This window comes from Pseudoalteromonas sp. SWYJZ98 (assembly GCF_015864495.1).
Taxonomy (GTDB): Bacteria; Pseudomonadota; Gammaproteobacteria; order Enterobacterales; family Alteromonadaceae; genus Pseudoalteromonas; species Pseudoalteromonas distincta.
This window is the reverse complement of sequence record NZ_JADYXA010000017.1, coordinates 36,664-58,929: the sequence shown is the minus strand read 5'-3', so window position 1 is coordinate 58,929 and position 22,266 is coordinate 36,664. Positions and strand designations below refer to the sequence as shown.

Here is a 22,266-nt window from a genome sequence, read left to right as displayed (position 1 = left end):
AAAAAATATTGGGAAATTACTGTCGGTTAGTATGTTCAAATTAACGGCATCCGTATTCGCTAAAAAAGTTTAAACCAAGTTATATGTGGGTAAAAATAATACAAACTAATTAATTCTACCCAAAATCCATAAATTTAACAGTTTATTTACGCCAAATTGGTAACTTAATTGTGATGGATGACTTATTTGCCAATGCGCAATATCAGCTCTTGCGCCAACCTTTAAAATACCACGGTCGTCTAAACCTAGTGCTTTAGCTGCATTTCGAGTAACACCAGCTAATGCTTGCTCGGGTGTTAATCTAAACAATGTGCATGCCATGTTCATCATCAAGTGCACTGAGCACAGCGGTGAAGTACCTGGGTTAAAATCACTCGCAATAGCTATAGGTACTTTATATTGATTAAGTAATTCAATAGGTGGGAATTTAGTTTCTCTTAAAAAATAAAATGCACCTGGCAATAACACCGCTACCGTCCCAGCGTCTGCCATGGCTTTTACACCCTCTTCATCTAGATGCTCAATATGATCCGCCGAAAGGCCATTAAACTGCGCCACCAGCTTAGCACCCTGTTGATTAGATAACTGCTCAGCATGGCATTTTACTGGGAGGTTATGCTTTTTAGCCGCCTGGAAAACACGTTTGGTTTGCGAATAACTAAACCCAACATTTTCACAAAATACATCGACTGCATCAGCAAGATTATTAGCCACTACCTGATCTAGCATGTCAGTACACACTAAATCAATATATTCATCAGCACGGCCTTTGTATTCAGGCGGTAGAGCATGCGCCCCTAAAAAAGTAGTTTTAATATCAATAGGGTGATGTTCACCTAATAAACGAGCGACTTCTAATATTTTTATCTCGTTTTCTGTATCTAGCCCATAACCAGACTTTATTTCAACGGTGGTTACACCTTCTTTTAACAACGTATTTAAGCGATCTTTTGCATCAACAAACAATTGTTCACGGTCGGCTGCTCTTGTGGCTTTAACCGTACTTGCTATGCCACCGCCTTGTGCCGCAATTTGCTCATAGCTTACGCCTTGCAAACGCTGTTCAAACTCTTGCGATCTTGAACCTGCAAATACTAAGTGAGTATGGCAATCTACTAAGCCCGGCGTTAACCACTGTCCTTTTACACTCAATGTCGGCGTTGCAAACACATCAAAACTAGGCAATGTCGATTGCTCTCCAATCCACGCAATTTTACCATTTTTAATGGCTATAGCAGCATTTTCAATTGCGCCATAAGGGGCATTTATATTGCTATCCATAGTGGCAATATTGGCATCAGTTAAAAGTAAGTCGATTTCTTCTAACTCATAATTTTGTGTTGTGCTTTGCATATCGCAGCCCTTTTTACACCGTGAATAATGAAAATATAGTCTAACAACCCATCTTGTATATACAAGGTAATTGTGTCATCTTATTTATATAGTTTATTTTTAATGTAACCATAAATTTAATGACGACACCTAAATTTGCGCAAATAAAACAATTCATTGTTGATAAAATTCGCAGCGGTACGTGGCAAGAAAACCAACGTGTTCCCTCTGAAAACGAACTAAGTAGTCAATTTAGTGTAAGCAGGATGACAGCCCGCAGAGCACTAAGCGAATTAACCGAGGCAGGTATTTTAACCCGCAGCCAAGGGTTAGGTACATTTGTAGCTACATTTAAATCGCAGTCATCGTTACTTGAAATAAAAAATATTGCTGATGAAGTAAAAGAGCGTAACGGCAACTACACCTGTAGTGTACTCATACTCGAATCAATAAATGCAGTCGCACCTATTGCCATTGCACTTGGTGTTGAGGTTGACAGTGTTGTATATCGAAGTGTACTTGTGCATAACGAAAACGACAGCCCTTTGCAGCTAGAAGAGCGTTTTGTAAACCCTGCCCTTGCGACTGGCTACTTACAACAAGACTTTAGCATGCTTACACCTCATGAATATCTATCTAGTGTTGCCCCACTTACCCAAGCAAGGCATACAGTAGAGGCCATTATGCCAAACAGCGAAATGTGCCAATGGTTAAACTTATATAATGAAGAGCCATGCTTACAAGTGATCCGACGCACCTGGTCTGTTAAAGGCATTGTAAGCTTTGCGCGCCTTGTATCACCTGGCAGTAAATATCGCTTAGGTGGCCACTTAACATTTAAAAAATAACAAACAATAGCGCTTACTGCGCTTTTTTTATAACAAATCACCTTGTATATACAACAGGAGCAAAACATGAACAACCGACTCGACACAAGTCGCGTAATACGTGCACCTCATGGAGATAAAATAAGTGCTAAAAGCTGGCAAACAGAAGCTGCTAAGCGCATGCTAATGAATAACTTAGACCCTGAAGTTGCAGAGCATCCTCATGCACTTGTTGTATATGGTGGTATTGGCCGTGCAGCCCGTGATTGGCCAAGCTATGACAAAATAATTGAGACGCTTGAGCGCCTTGAAGATGACGAAACCTTATTGGTGCAATCAGGTAAACCAGTGGGGGTATTTAAAACTCATAGCAATGCACCGCGGGTATTAATTGCAAATTCTAACCTTGTTCCGCACTGGGCTAACTGGGAACACTTTAATGAGTTAGATAAGAAAGGCTTGATGATGTACGGCCAAATGACCGCTGGCTCTTGGATTTATATTGGCTCTCAAGGAATTGTTCAAGGCACTTACGAAACCTTTGTAGCTATGGCAAAACAACATTTCTCAGGCGATGCCAAAGGTAAGTGGGTGTTAACAGGTGGCTTGGGAGGAATGGGCGGTGCACAACCATTAGCTGCAACCATGGCTGGCTTTAGTGCCTTAGTGGTGGAATGTGATGAAAGCCGTATCGATTTTCGGATAAAAACAGGGTACGTCGATGTAAAAGCCACAGATCTTGAGCATGCACTAAAATTAATAACAGATGCTTGCATAAAAGGTGAAGCGCTTTCTGTGGGTTTACTCGGTAACGCGGCTGATGTTTTTAGTACCTTAGTAAAAAGTGGTATTACTCCCGATATAGTCACCGATCAAACCTCAGCTCATGATCCACTTAACGGTTACCTGCCACAAGATTGGAGTATGGAATACGCAGCTAAAATGCGAATCGATAACCCACAAGCAGTTATAAAAGCGGCTAAACAGTCAATGGCAGTCCAAGTAAAGGCGATGTTGGCACTGCAAGATGCGGGCGCAGCAACAACCGACTATGGCAATAATATTCGTCAAATGGCCCTAGAAGAAGGCGTGAGTAATGCATTTGATTTCCCTGGATTTGTGCCTGCGTATATTCGTCCATTATTTTGTGAAGGGATTGGTCCGTTTAGGTGGGTAGCACTATCTGGCGATCCTGAAGATATTTACAAAACAGACGCAAAAGTAAAAGAGCTAATTCCTGATGATAAGCATTTGCATAATTGGCTTGATATGGCGCGTGAGCGAATTCAATTTCAAGGCTTGCCTGCACGTATTTGTTGGGTCGGTTTAAAAGATAGAGCGCGCCTTGCTGTTGCCTTTAACGATATGGTTAAAAGCGGTGAGCTTAAAGCGCCGGTAGTTATTGGACGAGATCATCTCGACTCAGGCTCAGTTGCCAGTCCTAACCGTGAAACTGAAAGTATGAAAGATGGCTCCGACGCGGTCTCCGATTGGCCACTATTAAATGCTCTGCTTAATACCGCAGGCGGTGCTACTTGGGTATCGCTTCATCATGGCGGTGGTGTAGGCATGGGGTTTAGTCAGCACTCTGGTGTAGTTATTGTTGCCGATGGTACTGATGAAGCTAAAGAGCGTATTGCTCGTGTACTGTGGAACGACCCTGCAACAGGTGTAATGCGCCATGCTGATGCCGGATACGACATAGCAAAAAACTGCGCTAAAGAACAAAATTTAGACCTACCTATGTTAAACGAGGAATGATCATGTTTGAACTTACTCTCACACCCGGATCACTTGATTTAAACACACTAAGAAAAATTAATAATTCACCGGTAAAATTGAGCCTTGCAAAGCATGCCGAGTCGCAAATAGCAGCCAGCGCGCAAACCGTTCAAAACGTTATCAATGAACACCGCACTGTATATGGAATTAACACCGGCTTTGGATTATTAGCCAATACTAAAATTGCCGACGACCAACTTGAATTATTACAGCGCTCCATTGTACTTTCACACGCTGCGGGTATTGGTGAATACATGGATGACAGCACAGTAAGGTTAATGATCACCTTAAAAGTAAACTCGCTTTCACGTGGCTATTCGGGCATTCGCCTGCAAGTAATCCAATTTTTTATGCAGCTGCTTAGTAGCGAAGTATATCCATGCGTGCCTAAAAAAGGCTCCGTGGGGGCATCGGGAGATTTAGCTCCTCTTGCGCATATGTGTCTACCTTTATTAGCTGAAGGTCAAATGCGACATAAAGGAGAAATAATTAGCGCAGCACAAGGGTTAAAAATAGCGGGACTTGAACCCCTAACACTTGCAGCCAAAGAAGGCTTAGCATTATTAAATGGCACGCAAGCCTCTACTGCATTTGCACTTCAGGGATTATTTAGAGCCGAAGACTTGTACGCACAAAGCTGTGTTATTGGCTCTATCAGTATAGAAGCTGCCATGGGCAGTCGCGCGCCATTTGATGCACGTATTCATGACATTCGTGGTCAGCGCGGACAAATAGACACCGCGCACGTATTTAGAGAATTACTCGATACGCACTCACAAATTAGTGACTCACATATTAATTGTGAAAAAGTACAAGACCCATATTGCCTGCGCTGCCAGCCGCAAGTTCTTGGTGCATGTTTAACCCAAATACGTCAAGCCGCCGAAGTACTACTGTGTGAATCAAACGGTGTAACCGATAATCCGCTAGTTTTTGCCGATGTAGGCGACATAATATCGGGTGGAAACTTTCATGCTGAGCCCGTTGCTATGGCCGCCGATAACTTAGCTATCGCAATTGCCGAAATTGGCGCATTAGCAGAAAGGCGAATTGCATTACTTATCGATTCAAACCTATCCAAATTACCGCCATTTTTAGTTGAAAACGGCGGGGTAAATTCAGGATTTATGATTGCCCAAGTTACCGCAGCAGCGCTTGCGTCAGAAAACAAATCATTAGCGCATCCGGCTTCGGTCGATAGCTTGCCTACATCTGCAAATCAAGAAGATCATGTTTCTATGGCAACCTTTGCAGCAAGGCGCTTAGATGAAATGGCCAATAATACCCAAGGTGTTTTGGCAATAGAATGGTTAGCATCGATTCAAGGGCTAGAATTTAGAAAGCCGCTTGAACCATCAAATAAAGTGCAAAGCGCTAAAGCGTTGTTACGCGAGCATGTGAGTTATTATGATAAAGACCGCTACTTTGCTCCCGATATCGAAGCTGCTAACACATTACTAAGTGAAGGTAAGCTATGCGACTTTATAGAGAGCAGTCCCCTGCCTTCAGCATATTAAATACCGTGCTGATAGCTAAACCCTAAGGCTTCAATGGCTGAGCCTAATATTTTTCGCTCAGCCGGTTCAGTTCCTGTAAACGTTGGCATTTCACCACCATGTTGCTGACACTTCATCGCGTAGTATTCAGCTTTTGTGGGGTGCGCGGGATTAACCACATTATAAATATTTTGCCCTACTTGCCAGTGCTCTATCACCGCATAAATAGCATTGATCACATCTTGTTGATGCACCATATTCACCACTTGCTCACTTGATGTGTTGAGTTCTTTACCCTCCACAAAACGCCCCGGTTCTCTATTAGGCCCTAGTAAGCCAGCTAAACGAAGTATTTTGCCATCTTGTTCAAGCACTTGCTCTTCAGCTTCGTAAAGCTTTATTTGGCGCTCGTTTGTGCATGAAATATCGCTACTTTCACTATATACACCAGGCTCTTGATCGTACACCCCGGTTGATGAGCACAATAAAAAGCCCTTTGCGTTTAGCTCCTTTGAAAGCTTAAGCGCTGCGGTGAGTGTTTCAGGATAATTACTTTCACTGTGCCTGCTACGTGGTGGAATAGCACATACCCAATAAGCACCTTGTAAATCAACTTGATGCCTTAATTGTCCATCTTCAAGTGTAAACTGACGCTCAAAGTCAAACTCGTGTATATCTGTTCTATGCGTTCCTTGTACTTGCCAGTCAGCTTTTTGTGCACTTACGCACAAAGCATGTCCTAACCAGCCTGCACCTAATACTACTAATTTATTACTTTTATTTGTCATTTTTGTATAAGCCTTTATTTTAAACGCATAATTAGTTCTTTCTATCTAACTTTATAGAGATTTTAAGTAAGATATGATTAGATATAATTTCATAAATAATAAAAATATGTGTACTCATGCTAAATAATTTATCATTACGGAAGAAAATATTATTATTGATTGGTGGAACAATTACCGTTTTACTAATTATCGCCTCAACATTTTTTGTTAAACACATTGCCAATCTCTCTAGAGAAAACATAGAAAACGAAGCACAAAGTTATCTACAGGCCGAGCAACTTTCAATGCAAAGTTACTTCGCGATGTACGGTAAAATGGTATCAACCTTTGTTAATAACCCACATTTAATCAACTTTTTTGAAAATTGGGATACACGCGATCAAGCACTCGAAAGCGCGCCAGGTTACAACGAAGTAAACCAAGACTTTGTGCGTTTAAGCTCAAATGACGAAAACATTTTATCGGCCTTTTTTGCCTCAGCAACCACCGGTGAATACTTTAAAGAAAACGAGCGTACAAGTCACTACAACGGCCAGCCTTATTACGCCTACAAGCGTGGGTGGTGGCAAGAAGCCATGCAAGTTAACAAGCTTTATGTAGGTCCAATCTCTGTTGATTTAACCACAGGCGTAGCATCCGCAGTAGTACAACAACCTGTTTATAACGCTCAGCGAAAACTCATCGGTATGGGCGGTGTTGATTTACAATTAAACAAAATTAACGACATGGTCGAAAATATTCGCTTTAACGGCCAAGGTTATGGATTTTTACTCGATGGCAATCAAAAAGTAGTACATTTTTCAAAGGCCACTGGGCATAAACTTTCAATTACAGATGAAGGTGCAAATGGTAAAGAAGGGCTCGATGCGCTTGAGCAACAATTTACAAATACAGCAGGCTTTAAAGAGTTAAATACACAAATGCGAAATAACCTTGAAGGCAGCCAAATGGTTACTTTTAAAGGTGAGCAGTTTTATGTGGTTTACCATCGTTTGCAGCTAGAGCAGCCTTATATAGATTGGTATGTAGGTCTACTTATCCCAACTACTATGATTGATGAGCCCGTAAATGCTGCTGTAACCGCTACAACAACGGCGGTAATTATTATCTTAATCATTATATTAGCCATGATTTTATGGGCTACCCACATGATTTCAAAACCCATTACAACGCTTACGCACATTATGCGTGATATAGCATCGGGCGAAGGCGATCTTACTCAAAAAATTGATATTAATAGTCAAGATGAAGTGGGACAGCTGGCCAATCATATGAACACTTTTATTGATAAGTTGCACGCCATGATGCTTGATACCGCAGCGCAAGCAGAACAACTAAGTAATGCAGCGGCCCAGTTAAGAAGTGTTTCTGAGAAAACAAATTCTGAAATTCAGCAAGAGAAGCAGCAAGTTGATAGCGTGAGCGCAGCGGTAACTGAAATGGCGACTACTGTGCTTGAAATATCACGTAACGCACAACACACAAATAACGCAGCTGAAGAAGTACAAGCAATTACAGCTGAAGGAGCTAGCCGTTCTACACAGGCGCAAACAGTAATGACTGAACTGGCATTACATATTGGCGAAGCATCTAAAGTGGTTGCAGGTCTTGAGCAAGAAAGTAATAACATTGGTGCATTAGTCGATGTAATTAATTCCATTGCTGATCAAACCAACTTACTTGCACTTAATGCGGCTATAGAGGCTGCTCGTGCCGGTGAACACGGTAGAGGCTTTGCCGTTGTTGCTGATGAAGTTCGTTCACTTGCAAGTCGCACACAAGAATCAACAGACGATATTCGAAATATGATTTCGCGCTTGCAGCAAATAGCTCAACAAGCCTCAGTAATGATGCAACAAGGACAAGATCAAACCGAGGGCTCAGTGCTTCAAACTAAAGAAGTGCTTAGCTCACTTCACAATATTGCGCAGTCGGTTACTAAAGTACAAGACCAAAGTCATCAAATAGCCACATCTACCGAGGAGCAAACTGTTGTTGCTGAGGATATTAATACGAGCCTTTCGGCAATTAATAACTTAGTGAACAGTACCGCTGACCATGCGCACACCCTCGCTGACGAAGCTCGTGACTTAAGTGATTTAGCTGCGGCGCTTAACAAAACGGTTAATCAATTTAAATTATAAAACATGTATTTAATAGTTGTGTTTAAGCGTAAAACTTAAGCGCAACTATAACCCTTGTTTTTAATTTATTTAGCACCATATCTTTACAGTTCGCTGCTATTTTTACTGTAATTGAGTAATACAAAGTGATTTTTACGAACCAGATCAAATTTTTCGATTTTATACACCGATCTTTTTATTGAGATAGTTTGTTGTTTGGCAGAGTCTGGTATAGTAGCGCACGTAATAAACAGTGCTTTTTGAACAGTTTATTACAAAATTGCTAATTAATATGTTCTAAGTGTTACTTAAAAGCACATATTAATTACCAATTATTAAAAATGGGTTAGCCGATACTCGGCTGACAAAGAATACATTGTAACGGTTTTATCATGATATCTAATTTATTTACCAAGCTTTTTGGTAGTCGCAATGACCGCACTATTAAAAACTTAAGAAAGACGGTCGCGCTAATCAATGCGCTAGAAACGAAACTTGAAGCGCTTTCTGATGAAGATTTAAGAGCTAAAACAGCTGAGTTTAGAGAACGTTACGATAACGGACAAAGCCTTGACGACATTCTACCAGAGGCTTTTGCTGTGGTACGTGAAGCGTCAAAGCGTGTAAATGGCATGCGTCATTTCGACGTGCAGTTATTAGGTGGTATGGTTTTACATCAAGGTCGCATTGCAGAAATGCGTACCGGTGAAGGTAAAACACTTACAGCTACTCTACCAGCTTATCTAAACGGCTTAACAGGCAAAGGTGTTCACGTAATTACCGTGAATGACTACCTTGCTAAACGTGATGCTGAAACCAACCGTGCGTTATTTGAATTTTTAGGCCTTACAGTAGGCTGTAACGTACCAGGTATGATGCCGCAGCAAAAGAAGCTAGCTTATACTGCTGACATTACATACGGTACTAATAACGAATTTGGTTTTGACTACCTTCGTGACAACATGGCTTTTAGCATTGATGAACGAGTTCAACGTCCATTATTTTATGCTGTAGTCGATGAAGTGGATTCAATCTTAATTGATGAAGCACGTACCCCGCTTATTATTTCAGGCCCAGCTGAGGATAGCTCTGAGCTATACACTGAAATAAACACCATCGTTCCTTTACTTGAGCTTCAAGAAAAAGAAGACGAAGAAGGCATTGAAGGTGACGGCGATTACACTATCGATGAAAAATCTAAGCAAGTTCATTTAACAGAACGTGGTCAAATTAAAGTAGAAGAGCTACTTACTGAGCGCGGCTTAATTGAAGAAGGCGATTCGCTTTATTCAGCAGCAAGCATTACGCTACTAAGCCATGTTTATGCCGCTCTTCGTGCTCATAAGCTATACCAAAAAGATGTTGATTACGTTGTAAAAGAAAACGAAGTAATTATTATCGATGAGCATACTGGTCGTTCAATGGAAGGTCGTCGTTGGTCAGAAGGTTTACACCAAGCTGTTGAAGCAAAAGAAGGTGTAAAAATTCAAAACGAGAACCAAACACTTGCCTCTATTACGTTCCAAAACTACTTCCGTTTATACGAAACGTTAGCAGGTATGACAGGTACAGCCGATACTGAAGCATTTGAATTTCAGTCAATCTACGGCCTTGATACCGTTGTTATGCCAACTAATAAACCGATGATTCGTGATGATCGCGCCGATTTAGTTTACCTAACGCAAGAAGAAAAATACGAAGCTATTTTAATTGATATTAAAGACTGCCAAGACCGTGGACAACCGGTGCTTGTTGGTACTATTTCAATTGAAAGCTCTGAGTATTTATCGCAGTTTTTACGCAAAGAAAAAATTAAGCACAATGTACTTAATGCTAAATTTCATGCGCAAGAAGCTGACATCGTTTCAGATGCTGGCCTACCAGGAACAGTAACAATTGCAACAAACATGGCCGGTCGTGGTACCGATATCGTGTTAGGTGGTAACTGGAACAGTGAAGTTGAAAAACTTGAAAACCCAACTGATGAGCAAATTGCTGAAATTAAAGCAGCTTGGAAAATTCGCCATGATGCAGTAATTGATGCCGGCGGTTTACATATCATTGGTACTGAACGTCACGAATCTCGTCGTATAGACAACCAATTACGTGGTCGCTCTGGTCGTCAAGGTGATGCTGGTTCAAGCCGTTTTTACTTATCGATGGACGATGCGCTAATGCGTATATTTGCCGGTGAGCGCATGACGAACATGATGCGTAAACTCGGTATGCAACGCGGTGAAGCAATTGAACATCCATGGGTTAACCGTGCGATTGAAAATGCACAGCGTAAAGTAGAAGCACGTAACTTTGATGTACGTAAGCAACTACTTGAGTACGATGATGTAGCAAACGATCAACGTCGTGTTGTTTACTCTCAGCGTAACGAACTACTTGAAGAAGGCGATATTTCAGAAACTATTACTGCAATTCGTGGTGACGTACTTAGCAATACAATTGATCAATATATTGCACCGCAAAGCCTTGCTGAAATGTGGGATATTCCTGGCCTTGAAGAGCGTTTAAAACAAGACTTCTTAATTGAGTTACCTATTACTCAGTGGTTAGCAGATGACAATAAACTATACGAAGAAAAGCTTCGTGAGCGTATTGAGCAGGCGGTTGAGCAGTCATACAAGCAAAAAGAAGAGCAAGTTGGCGATTCTGTATTACGTCAATTCGAAAAAGCGATTATGCTTCAGAGCCTTGATCAGCATTGGAAAGATCACCTTGCTGCAATGGATCATTTACGCCAAGGTATTCATTTACGTGGTTACGCGCAAAAGAATCCTAAGCAAGAGTACAAGCGTGAATCGTTTGAGCTGTTCTCTGAAATGCTTGAAAACTTGAAAGTAGATGTTGTAAGCATTCTAAGTAAAGTACAAGTACGCGCAGAAGAAGATGTTGAAAAAGTAGAAGAGCAACACCGTAAAAGTGAAAATGCTCCTCGCGAATACCAACATGAAGAAGCTGAGCACGTAGGTGGCGAAGCGCCAGAAACAGCGACAGTAATGGCTCGTACAGAACCAAAAGTAGGTCGTAATGACCCTTGTCCTTGTAAATCAGGTCAAAAATTCAAACAGTGTTGCGGTAAATTAAAATAACCCAATATTGTCAGTAGCTTATTAAAAAGCGGCGCTAGCGTCGCTTTTTTTTATGGAGTTTTAAAGTAATGACTATAGAAATTGTACATGTAGCTGTTGGTGTTATTAAGAAAAATAACGCTATATTCATTTGTAAACGTGCAGATGAACAACATCAAGGCGGTTTATGGGAATTTCCTGGTGGTAAAGTTGAAGCTGGAGAAAGTGTGTTTGTTGCACTTAAACGCGAGCTTATTGAAGAAGTTGGACTAACCATTCACAGCTCTAGCCAATTGATGGTGATTGAACATGACTACGGCGATAAATGCGTTAAATTAGATGTACACGTAGTAAGTAACTTTAGCGGTGAGGCATATGGCGCTGAAGGGCAACCTAGCGAATGGGTAGCAATTACTGAATTAGAAAATTATGACTTTCCTGAAGCGAATGCTGAAATTATCGAAAAAATAGTTGCCCGATACGCATAAAAAAAGAGCATAAGTGAGCACAATGAATATCTCAATACAAAATAAGCTAAGCGAACTGTTAGCACTGCCCCCTGAGCTAACTCAAGTTAGTGCGATTGGTAGCGGCCATATAAATAGTACATGGCTACTTACAAGTATTGATAAACAGTTTATTGTGCAAAAACTAAATACTGAGGTATTTAAATACCCTGCTCAGTTAGTGAGTAATGCAAAACTAATTGAGCAGCATTTAAATGCTAAACAACTGCAAAATAATTACCCGCTTGAAATAATCAAACATATAGCGACACAAAGCGACGAACACTTAATAAAAATTGATAATGCGTATTATCGCGTCCTTAACTATATTAGCGATAGCTACAGCGAAGACGTTGTTAAAAATACCCAGCAGTGCGAGCAAGCGGCTTACGCCTTTGGCGTATTTGCTCATGCATTACAAGATTTTGATGCGCAACAGCTACACACTGTAATTCCTGGTTTTCATAACTTAGCGATGCGCTTTGAGCAATTAAATACCGCAATCACTAACAACGTAGTTAATAGAGTAAAGCACTGCAATGGTGAAATAGAGTATTGCTTAACGCAGCAGCATTTAATTACTGAGCTTAGTCAGGTAGCTAAACATATACCCCTTAGAGTGTGTCATAACGATACAAAAATAAATAATATGCTATTTTGTAATACAACTCACAAAGCAAAAGCAGTTATTGATTTAGACACCTGCATGGCAGGATTTTGGCTTTATGACTTTGGCGACATGGTACGTACATTTTGCTCCCCCGAAGCCGAGGATTCAACTAACTTACACAACGTTGTTATTCGAAAAGATATATTTTCAGCCATTGTTAAAGGCTATGTAACGCCATTAAAAAGTAGCATGAGTATACTAGAGCAAGAAAGCTTATTATTAGGCGCTAAAATAATGCCGCTCATGTTAAGTGTGCGCTTTTTAACTGATTACTTAAATAACGATGTGTACTTTAAAGTATCTCATGCAGAGCATAATTTAGAGCGAGCACAAAACCAACTCGCGCTTTATAAAAACATACTGAGTAACGAAGAATGGATGCACGCGTGCTTAGTCGATGAACAAATTCTAGATACAAAAAAACCAGTAAGCTAAAAACTTACTGGTTTTTTGTTATTTATAGTAATGCAATTACCAGATTTTTACGCGATCTTCTGGTTTGATATACATTTTATCACCTTCTTTTACGTCAAACGCTTCGTAAAACTCAGGCATGTTCGACAAGATACCGATTACACGGTAGTGGCTTGGTGAATGAGGGTCTGTTAATAAACGATTACGTAGCTCTTCATCGCGGTAGTTACGACGCCAGATTTGTGACCAACCCATAAAGAAACGTTGATCGCCTGTGTAACCATCTATCACGGGTGCTTTTTTATCACCTAAAGATAGCATATACGCTTTATGCGCAACTGTTAACCCACCTAAGTCACCAATGTTTTCGCCAAGCGTTAGCTCACCATTAACACTTGCATCTTCAAATGGTTTATATTCGTTATACTGTGCAACTAAAGCCGCTGTACGCTCTTCAAATTGCTTAAGATCAGTCTCACTCCACCAGTTACGTAAGTTACCGTCACCGTCGTATTTAGCACCTTGGTCGTCAAAACCGTGGCCAAGCTCATGCCCAATTACCGCGCCGATTGCACCGTAGTTTACAGCATCATCTGCTTCTAAATTAAAGAATGGTGGTTGTAAAATAGCGGCTGGAAATACAATTTCATTATTTACTGGATTGTAATACGCATTTACTGTTTGCGGAGTCATGTGCCACTCAGAGCGATCAACTGGTTTACCCAATTTAGCAATCATGTCTGCGTATGCCCATTCGCTATAACGGATGTAATTACCTACTAGTTCATCTGAGTTAATCTCTAGCTCTGAGTAATCTTTCCATGTATCTGGATAACCAATCTTAGGCGTAAATTTGTCTAATTTTTCTTTCGCTGCAAGCTTTGTTTCAGGGCTCATCCACTCAAGATTTTCAATAGCAACGCCATAACCTTTAATTACGTTATCAACTAACTCTTCCATGCGCGCTTTAGCTTCTGGCGGGAAGTTATCTTTAACGTATACCTTACCTAAAATTTCACCAAGTACACTGTTAGATGCGTCAACCGCTTGCTTCCAAAGTGGTGCTTGTTCTTCTACGCCACGAAGTGTTGTGCTGTAAAAGTCAAAGTTAAGGTTAACTAAGTCTTCACTAAGTAGCTCTGCATAACCGCTTACAAAATGAAATTTTAAGTAGTTTTTCCACGTTGCTAAATCAGTATCTTTATAAATAGTAGCAAGCGCTTCTAAGTAGCTTGGTTGACGTACAATAATATCACTTACACTCACGCCGGCATCTTTAAAGAATGCGGCTAAATCAAGTTCCCCCATTAGCTTACTAGCATCTGCTACTGTCATCTTGTTATAAGATTTAGTTGCATCGCGGCTTTGCACACGGCTCCACTGAGCATCAGCTAGTGTTTTTTCAAATGCAAGTACGCTCTTGGCAGCTTCTGCTGCATTTTTAACGCCTGACGTTGCTAAAACATCTGTGATGTATTGCTCGTAAGAAGCGCGAATTTTAGTGAATTTTTCGTCATCATTTAAGTAATAATCACGATCTGGTAAACCAAGACCCGACTGAGATAAATACAATGCATACTCGCTTGAGTTTTTAGCATCGTTATTTACAAACCAACCAAATGGTAAAGTACCGCCTTGTTTTTGAATTTTAGCCATTAAACCCACTAAATCAGCTTTAGATTTAATGCTATCAATCGTATCTAATGACGGTTGTAATGGCGTAATACCTAACTCATTACGCGCATCTTTATTCATGTAGCTTTTATAAAATGCGCCAATTTTATACTCATCGCTGCCTTTTTTAGCGGCCTTATTCGCGGCTGCACTTTCAAGGGCAATTTTCATCGCTTTTTGTGACTCATCATATAACTGCGAAAAAGAACCGTAGTTAGATTTATCACCTGGTATTTCAGTTTTTGCTAGCCACTCACCGTTTACATGGTAATAAAAATCGTCTTGTGCGCGTACTGAACTATCCATATTAGCTAATTCAATACCAAGCTCTAGTGGCTTTTCAGCGGGTGCTGTTACTACAGAAGTATCGGTTACTTTAGTTTCTTGTTGTTTTTCACCACAACCTACTAGACCAAGTGCAAGCGCTATACTCGCAGCGGCCATTGTTACTTTATTCATAATGATTCCGTTTGTTAGTTAGAATTTAATACCAACTCCATTAAATTCTTGAATATAGCAGGAGTAAAAATAGCACTGCCTGTACGCTTTTACTTAATGGAATGGGTATCAAGGGAGCTTTAAATAATAAAGCACACCACGCAGTATCATAAACCTCATTAGACCAACAATAAAATGGAATATGTAACAAAGTATTTTGAATGCGGTGAGCTGCAAAAATAGCCCTACCAATAACAATATAGTGGGTGGCTAAGGCTAACTTTTATTCTTTCCGTGGAGCGCTAAACGCTCTAGTTTTTCTTTTAATGAAGGGGGGGCAGAAGCCGCTATCGCATTTAAGTAATTAGCGGTTTGCTCACTCATTTTCCGTGAGTTGGTAACTGTAGGGCTGCCCGATTTATTCGCGGTACTTAATCGCTGAGTTGCTTGAGGATTTGCAGTTATTTTTATTTGTCCAAGCTCTGCCATTCCAGCTGCTCTAAAGTGTGAAAGCATATCCATTTTTAAATAATTAAGCCTAAGCGCGATAGGCGCAGATACCGCCTCTATCATTAGCGTGCCGTCTCGGTAATTACTAACTCGGCATTTATCACCCAATTTAGGGCCTAAAAAATCTTTTAATAAGGTTTGCTGTGTATCAAGTGCTTGGCTTTTGCCTGCATAAGCCGATAAACGATTATTTAACCCCGCCATAATATCGGTTAGCGGTTTTGGTGCATATCTATCTTTAGCCATTTTACACCTCGTAAAAACTCACTTAGACCCAGAGATAATACTCTGGGTCTAAGTATACACTGCGTATTAATACTACGCGCCGGCTATTTGCATTTGCTCTATTAGTACTGAGCCTGTTTGAATACCACCACGGCGTTCTATATCACCACCAATGGCAGAAATACCTTTAAACATGTCTTTTAAATTACCAGCAATAGTAATTTCACTTACCGGATATTGGATTTCACCATTTTCAACCCAAAAACCTGCAGCACCACGAGAGTAGTCACCCGTTACGGTATTTACGCCCTGCCCCATTAGCTCTGTAACTAATAAGCCAGTACCCATGGTTTTTAATAGTGCAGTTAAATCGTTATGAGTTTGCTCAACGAGCCAGTTATGTATACCGCCTGCATGCCCTGTTGGCGTCATATTCATTTTACGCGCGGCATAACTTGCTAATAAATAGGTTTGTAACTCGCCGCCTTGAATAATTTCTCTATCGAATGTTTTAACACCTTCGCTATCAAACGGTGACGATGCCAACCCTTTTAAAATATGTGGGCGCTCAGCAATATTCACACAATGACTAAATACCTGAGTGCCTAAGCTATCAAGTAAAAAACTTGATTTACGATAAAGCGCGCCACCACCAATTGCCGACACCAAGTGACCAAACAATGAATTTGCAATATCTGCTCTAAAAATAACAGGCACTTTCATTGTGCCTAACTTTTGGCTGTTTAATTTAGCTAAGGTTTCAGCTGCCGCTTCAAGACCCACTGCCGCCGCATCATTTAAACCAGCCTGATCGCGAGCAACTGTATAAGCAGAGTCGCGCTGCATGTGTTCGCCATCTTTACCTATTACCATAGTACTAATACTATGACGAGTACGTGGAAAGCCTGCAATTAAACCGTGGCTGTTACCATAAACACGTAATCCCTGATGCGATGAAAAACTCGCACCATCAGAGTTAACAATGCGCTCATCTGCATTTAATGCAGCTTGCTCAGCAGCATGACAAAGCTCAATGCCTTCCTCAGGACTTACATCCCAAGGATGATATAAATCTAAATCTTTAGGATTAAATTCAAGTAACTCTTTATCAGCAACGCCGTTAAATGGGTCATCAGATGTAAATTTGGCTATATCAATCGCTTTTTCGACTACCGTGCGCAATGTTTTTGGATTTAAATCAGCAGTTGACGCCGAGCCTTTATTATTACCAACATATACACTAATGCCTAAGCCGCCGTCTTGGTTGAACTCAATGGTTTCTACTTCACCCATTCGTGTACTAACCGATAAACCAGACGTGCTAGACATCGCAGCTTCTGCAGCTGTAGCGCCTAATTTTTTAGCATGTTCGAGTACTTCTGCTACCGCATCTTTAACTTGCGATATTTGAGAATAAATTGGATCGTTTTGTTGGCTTTTCATAAATTAAGTCCTGAGCCTTAGAGGCATAATGCACGCATTTCTTATATTTAAATGCTAACACACTCAATGCATCACATCAGCTAATATTCCTAAGTATCATATTCATGTATAATGGCAAAAGTTATTTTTATTTAAGAGCACCCCATGGCAAAGAAAAAAGGCAAGCCTGCTGAAATTGAAGAAGAAATTGAATATGTATCAAGAACGGAGCTTAAACGCGAAGCGCAAGAGTTTCATCAGTTAGGTACTGAAATTGCCGAAATGGGTAAAAAACAGCGCGAACGCCTGCCATTAAATGACGATTTAAAAGAAGCGATGGTTGTTGCTGATAAAATAAGTAACAAAAGCGACGCGTATCGCCGCCACTTAAATTACATCGCTAAAACACTGCGTACTGTAGAAAACATTGATGATATTAAAGCGATTATCGATGTGATGCTTAATAAAAATAACCAAGCTGAAGTATTGGTCAAAAAAATTGAGCAATTACGTTCAGATTTAATTGAGCAAGGTGATGACCTTATCAATGAGACTATTGAGCAGTTTCCGTCTCTTGATCGTCAACAAATGCGCCAATTAGTTCGTAATGCAGCAAAAGAAGCGAAAGCTGAAAAGCCAGGTAAAGGTTATAAAGAATTATTTCAATACCTTAAAGATGCTCATACTGTTACATATTAATTAGACTGTATTAATTGATATTTTATTAAAAAAGGTGCTTCGGCACCTTTTTTGTTATAGATCAAACCGCCTTCCTGAGTACTTTTTTATAATCCCTCCTAAATAAATACTTAGGTGCGCGTGATGATTAAACTTCCACAATGGGATGAAACCCTAATAAACAAATATAATGTGTCTGGTCCGCGTTATACCTCTTATCCCACGGCTTTATCACTGCGTGACGGATATCAGCAACAAGACCTACTAAGCGCTATAGAATCGTCAACAAGTCGCTCTCTTTCTTTATATATTCACATCCCGTTTTGTAGTCAGCTTTGCTACTACTGTGGCTGTAATAAAATAATTACCCGTCATCAATCTAAGGCAGATACGTATCTCGACTTTTTAGCAAAAGAAATTACTGCCCAAGCGCCTTTATTTAAAAGCTACACGGTTGAGCAATTACATTTAGGTGGCGGTACTCCCACCTTTTTAACCGCAAAACAAATGACCCGTTTAATTAAGCTTTTAGAACAACACTTTAATTTTACACGCACGACAGAGCGCGGCATTGAAATAGACCCACGCTCACTTGCCGATAATATGCTTGTTGATTTAAGGATGCTTGGCTTTAACCGCGTCTCGTTTGGGATTCAAGACTTTAACGATGACGTGCAACTTGCTGTTAATCGCCCGCAAAATGCAGATACCGTCAAGCAATTAATTACACAAGCTCGCCAGTTGGGGTTTCAATCTATTAATGCAGATATGATTTACGGTCTGCCACTGCAAACACCACAAAGCTTTAAACAAACTATAGAGCAACTTATTGAGTTAAGCCCTGATAGAGTATCAGTGTTTAACTACGCGCATTTACCAGAGCGCTTTGCTGCACAGCGTAAGATTAAAGATGCAGATTTACCCAGTGCTCATAATAAGCTCACCATGTTTAAAAATACGCTGGAGCAGATGACGCAAGCAGGCTATCAATTTATTGGTATGGACCATTTTGCAAAAACTGATAATGAACTAACTGTTGCGCAAAATGAAGGCAAGTTACACCGTAATTTTCAAGGTTATACAACCCATGGAAATTGTGATTTATTAGGTTTAGGCGTGTCATCAATTTCACAAATTGGCACCGCCATTTTACAAAATCAAAAAGAATTAAAACATTATTACCACAGCGTAGAAACACAAAGCGGCAGTGCTCTTAATAAAGGAGTGCACTTAACAAATGATGATGTAATTCGTGCTGATGCAATTAAACAGCTCATTTGCCAATTTGAATTAGATATACAAGACTTTAGTGAAAAACACGCGCTTATATTTAATGACTACTTTGAGGATGCATTAGTAGCGCTGGCGCCACTTATAAAAGATGAACTAGTAACTATAATTGATAATAAAATTAGCGTAACACCACGCGGTAACTTATTCATTCGTATTATTTGTATGTGCTTCGATGCTCACTTACAAAAACAAATTAACGCAACGCGCTTTTCAAGAGTGATTTAGCCTGAACTATGGATAATAAATACATCAGCACAAAAAAAGCAGACCTAGGTCTGCTTTTTGTATTTAAGTTGTAGCTTTAATTAAAAACGACTTTATCGCTACCTGGAGCGGCTTTAAACTCGATGATAATTTTAGCGCAATCAGCTTTAACTTCATCTTTAAGTGTTTTTTCAGCTTGCCAACGAGCTTTATCCAGCTTAAAAATCTCTTTTTTAGAGTATTTTTTACGTGCGTCGTGCGTCGGCATTTCTTTAACTACCTGATACATTTTATAAATACCAGGATACTGCGTCGTTAAATCACGCTCGCTTTCAAAGGCATACTGAGAGATAAGTACCCATATGCGTAAACAGCCTTCAGAAAACTCACACTGCTCTTCATTCATTGCACGTGCGATTAAATGAATACTATCGGCTAGTTTTGCGTTTCGCTTTAAACGCGACTTTTCAAGCTTTTGCTTTTGTTCAGCCTGCGTTTTAGCAATTAACTTTTTTTGCGCATTTAACTTATACAGCAACTGACCCGCATAAAATGCCAAACCAGCTATGATAGCAGCGCCTAAAAGTAAGGCTAAAATTACCGAGGTACTCATTATTTATCCTTACTATTTGTCGTCTTCATCTAACCATTCGTTGGCTAAATCATCAGATAAGTATTGATCGAAGTCAGAATTGCCTTGGCTTTCAAGGTCATCTTCAAACTCGTCTTCGTCCTCATCTTCAATACCAAGAATTTCACATAACGCCTGATGACGGGCAATGCGACTATTGAAGTACTTCGCATCTTTACCTGTTAGCATTTCACCTTTTTCATGACGCTCTACTAGTTTAAGTAAACGTTCGTCATTCTCAAGTGCTTCTAGCTCTTGTTCAGGTGTAAATTCAGGCTCGATTACTTTTTTCAGCTCAATAGTTGGCTTTAAGTTGCGTTTCATTTCAACTTTAGGCTCAGGCGCGGTTGCGATTAACGGCACAGGCTTTTTACTGCCTACACGCTTATCTTTAGGCGCATGATTACTATTTTGGCTTTCGCTATCTAGTAAATCTGGCGCATTACGAGAACCCGGCTTTGCGCCTTTGGTTTTTTTAACTCGCTGCTCTTTTAATGCGCGCATTTCTTTAAGCTTATCTTGGCTTATACGAACAGGTCCGTTTGCTGGGCTTTTGCGTGACTTTTTAGTTCTACTCATATCTTGATCATCTCACTTAAGAGGTTTTGAGCGAAGCGCAAATTAATGGGCATCGCAGTGCTGGCCTAGCCAGAAGAATTCAGTTTGCGCTATAGAGGTTGGGTTTCTCATTTAAAAGCGCCTTAGCTAATTAATCGCTAATTTTAAACGGTGGGTATTGTAACAGGACAAATAAAAAGGCGGTAGAGAAAACATCTCTACCGCCTGCTAATCTGAGCGCCATTATCTGGACACTTCTCCCTTCGACTTTTTTTAGTCTTTATTATTTTTATTATTATCAGTCCGTATTGTTATTATTTTTACGTTCCTTGTTACATTCCATTTTGTTTTTGTTATTAAACTTCCATGAGTTTTTTATTATTTTCGGTCATTCTGACACTTTTTTATTATTTCCTTTAGTAGCACCAATCTTGTGCTATGTAGTCATGCCGCGCCACTTTCCTTATAGCTTGTTTCCGTTTTGTTATTGTTCTTTTGCGACAGTGGTTAATTTACTCGTTAATGATTTTGTTACAACTGGCTTATATAACTTTTATTATACTTATTACATTCTAAACTCAAATAAACAATAAAATACAATAGGTTAATGACAAATAAAAAATAAAAAGAAGACTTTTCTCACACTAACGCATGGTCAATGTCTTACATTTTAACGGGTGATATCGTTAATTTTACGCACAAAAAAAGCAGCCAAGGCTGCTTTTTGTAAAACATTGTAGTGTATTTATTATTAATTGCTAAATAAATACGACTTTAGTGTAAACCACCTAAGTACTGAGAAAGTACTTCAATATCTTTATCTGTTAATTTCTTCGCTATATCGCCCATCATGCCATTTAAGTCATTGTGACGAGTTCCATCACGGAATTTTTCAAGTTGAGACTTGATATATCCAGGATGCTGAAAAGAAATTTTTGGAAACTTAGCAAGTGATGAACCGTTACCACGTGGACCATGACATGCTGCACATGAAGGAATCCCACGCTCCGCATCGCCTGCTTTAAAGAGCATTTCGCCAACTTCAACAACATCTTTAGGTGTAGCACCTTCAGTCATGTTCATTGAAGAAAAATAAGCAGCTAGATCTTTCATGTCTTGCTCGCTAAGTGGCATAGCCATAGCGCTCATTACTGGATCCATACGCCCTTCTTTGCCGCCTGACGTCATACCTAATTTTAAATCCTGAAGTTGCTTAAGGATATAATCTGGATGTTGACCTGCAATTTTTGGGTAAATATTAACCGGCGCATTACCGTCTGGGCCGTGACAAGCCGCACACGTTGCTGATTTTTCTTTACCTGCGTTTACATCGCCATCAAATGCTGTTGCGTTGCTTGCTGACAACGCACCAAGCAATATTGTTAAAGATAGTGCTATTTTTTTCATGGTGAATTCTCTGTTTCCGACCCTGTATCATCTACAATCGTGATGTTGTAATACATATATTCTACACGATAATAAATTCTCTGGCACGTTTTCTACACATATTAAGCTTATAATTTACAGGGTTTTGACTTAGATTAAGCTTTAACATGTTTTAAATGTACCATAGGTGCTGTTTTTAGGTGGTTAAATACGCTTTTTAATACATCCT

17 protein-coding genes are annotated in these 22,266 nt (G+C 40.0%); 9 read left to right on the top strand and 8 right to left on the bottom strand.

Going from position 1 to position 22,266, the window contains the following annotated elements; genetic code table 11:
• Positions 1–105: 105 nt before the first annotated feature.
• Positions 106–1,353: an imidazolonepropionase gene (gene hutI / locus I6F10_RS11675; protein WP_165742855.1), complete on the bottom strand. Its 1,248-nt coding sequence runs from the start codon at positions 1,351–1,353 to the stop codon at positions 106–108.
• A gap of 119 nt (positions 1,354–1,472) precedes the next feature.
• On the opposite strand from hutI, the gene hutC reads away from it, so the two are divergent.
• The 3 genes from hutC to hutH all read left to right on the top strand — a co-directional run bounded on the left by hutC (position 1,473) and on the right by hutH (position 5,458).
• Positions 1,473–2,180 (top strand): histidine utilization repressor, encoded by a 708-nt coding sequence (gene hutC, locus I6F10_RS11670; RefSeq protein WP_002959947.1) that lies wholly within the window; start codon positions 1,473–1,475, stop codon positions 2,178–2,180.
• A gap of 66 nt (positions 2,181–2,246) precedes the next feature.
• On the top strand, positions 2,247–3,920 hold the full coding sequence (hutU, locus tag I6F10_RS11665) for a urocanate hydratase (protein ID WP_165742854.1): 1,674 nt from the start codon (positions 2,247–2,249) through the stop codon (positions 3,918–3,920).
• 2 nt (positions 3,921–3,922) lie between these two features.
• Complete coding sequence (hutH, locus tag I6F10_RS11660; protein WP_165742853.1) at positions 3,923–5,458, top strand: histidine ammonia-lyase; 1,536 nt, start codon at positions 3,923–3,925, stop codon at positions 5,456–5,458.
• Here the strand turns inward: hutH and I6F10_RS11655 are convergent.
• Positions 5,455–6,225: an NADP-binding protein gene (locus tag I6F10_RS11655; protein ID WP_197098868.1), complete on the bottom strand. Its 771-nt coding sequence runs from the start codon at positions 6,223–6,225 to the stop codon at positions 5,455–5,457. The genes hutH and I6F10_RS11655 overlap by 4 nt on opposite strands.
• A gap of 116 nt (positions 6,226–6,341) precedes the next feature.
• On the opposite strand from I6F10_RS11655, the gene I6F10_RS11650 reads away from it, so the two are divergent.
• From I6F10_RS11650 to I6F10_RS11635, 4 genes are all read left to right on the top strand, one after another.
• Positions 6,342–8,369, top strand: coding sequence for a methyl-accepting chemotaxis protein (locus tag I6F10_RS11650; RefSeq protein WP_197098867.1), 2,028 nt, complete (start codon positions 6,342–6,344; stop codon positions 8,367–8,369).
• A gap of 371 nt (positions 8,370–8,740) precedes the next feature.
• Positions 8,741–11,449, top strand: coding sequence for a preprotein translocase subunit SecA (secA, locus tag I6F10_RS11645; RefSeq protein ID WP_165742850.1), 2,709 nt, complete (start codon positions 8,741–8,743; stop codon positions 11,447–11,449).
• Between the two features lie 68 nt (positions 11,450–11,517).
• Entirely contained in the window at positions 11,518–11,916 is a 399-nt protein-coding gene (gene mutT, locus I6F10_RS11640; protein ID WP_165742849.1) for an 8-oxo-dGTP diphosphatase MutT, read from the top strand.
• A gap of 22 nt (positions 11,917–11,938) precedes the next feature.
• Positions 11,939–13,039: a phosphotransferase enzyme family protein gene (locus I6F10_RS11635; protein ID WP_165742848.1), complete on the top strand. Its 1,101-nt coding sequence runs from the start codon at positions 11,939–11,941 to the stop codon at positions 13,037–13,039.
• Between the two features lie 36 nt (positions 13,040–13,075).
• Here the strand turns inward: I6F10_RS11635 and I6F10_RS11630 are convergent, their stop codons facing one another.
• From I6F10_RS11630 to pmbA, 3 genes are all read right to left on the bottom strand, one after another.
• Positions 13,076–15,151, bottom strand: coding sequence for a M13 family metallopeptidase (locus I6F10_RS11630; protein ID WP_165742847.1), 2,076 nt, complete (start codon positions 15,149–15,151; stop codon positions 13,076–13,078).
• A 255-nt stretch (positions 15,152–15,406) separates the two neighbouring features.
• Positions 15,407–15,886, bottom strand: a complete 480-nt coding sequence (locus tag I6F10_RS11625; RefSeq protein ID WP_002959934.1) for a DUF721 domain-containing protein — start codon at positions 15,884–15,886, stop codon at positions 15,407–15,409.
• Positions 15,887–15,958: 72 nt separating this feature from the next.
• Entirely contained in the window at positions 15,959–17,308 is a 1,350-nt protein-coding gene (gene pmbA / locus I6F10_RS11620; RefSeq protein WP_165742846.1) for a metalloprotease PmbA, read from the bottom strand.
• Between the two features lie 144 nt (positions 17,309–17,452).
• Here pmbA and yjgA point away from each other — a divergent pair, with 144 nt between their 5' ends.
• A complete protein-coding gene (gene yjgA / locus I6F10_RS11615; protein WP_165742845.1) occupies positions 17,453–17,986 on the top strand; it encodes a ribosome biogenesis factor YjgA in 534 nt (177 codons plus the stop codon).
• Between the two features lie 123 nt (positions 17,987–18,109).
• Positions 18,110–19,483 carry an oxygen-independent coproporphyrinogen III oxidase gene (gene hemN, locus I6F10_RS11610; protein ID WP_165742844.1) on the top strand — a complete coding sequence of 458 codons (1,374 nt, stop codon included), beginning with the start codon at positions 18,110–18,112 and terminating at the stop codon, positions 19,481–19,483.
• A 76-nt stretch (positions 19,484–19,559) separates the two neighbouring features.
• On the opposite strand, the gene I6F10_RS11605 is transcribed toward hemN, so the two are convergent.
• The 3 genes from I6F10_RS11605 to I6F10_RS11595 form a co-directional block, all read right to left on the bottom strand.
• Entirely contained in the window at positions 19,560–20,075 is a 516-nt protein-coding gene (locus I6F10_RS11605) for a DUF2489 domain-containing protein (protein WP_149593325.1), read from the bottom strand.
• Between the two features lie 12 nt (positions 20,076–20,087).
• On the bottom strand, positions 20,088–20,672 hold the full coding sequence (gene yihI / locus I6F10_RS11600; RefSeq protein WP_165742843.1) for a Der GTPase-activating protein YihI: 585 nt from the start codon (positions 20,670–20,672) through the stop codon (positions 20,088–20,090).
• Between the two features lie 753 nt (positions 20,673–21,425).
• Complete coding sequence (locus I6F10_RS11595) at positions 21,426–22,058, bottom strand: c-type cytochrome (protein WP_024596955.1); 633 nt, start codon at positions 22,056–22,058, stop codon at positions 21,426–21,428.
• Positions 22,059–22,266 lie beyond the last annotated feature (208 nt).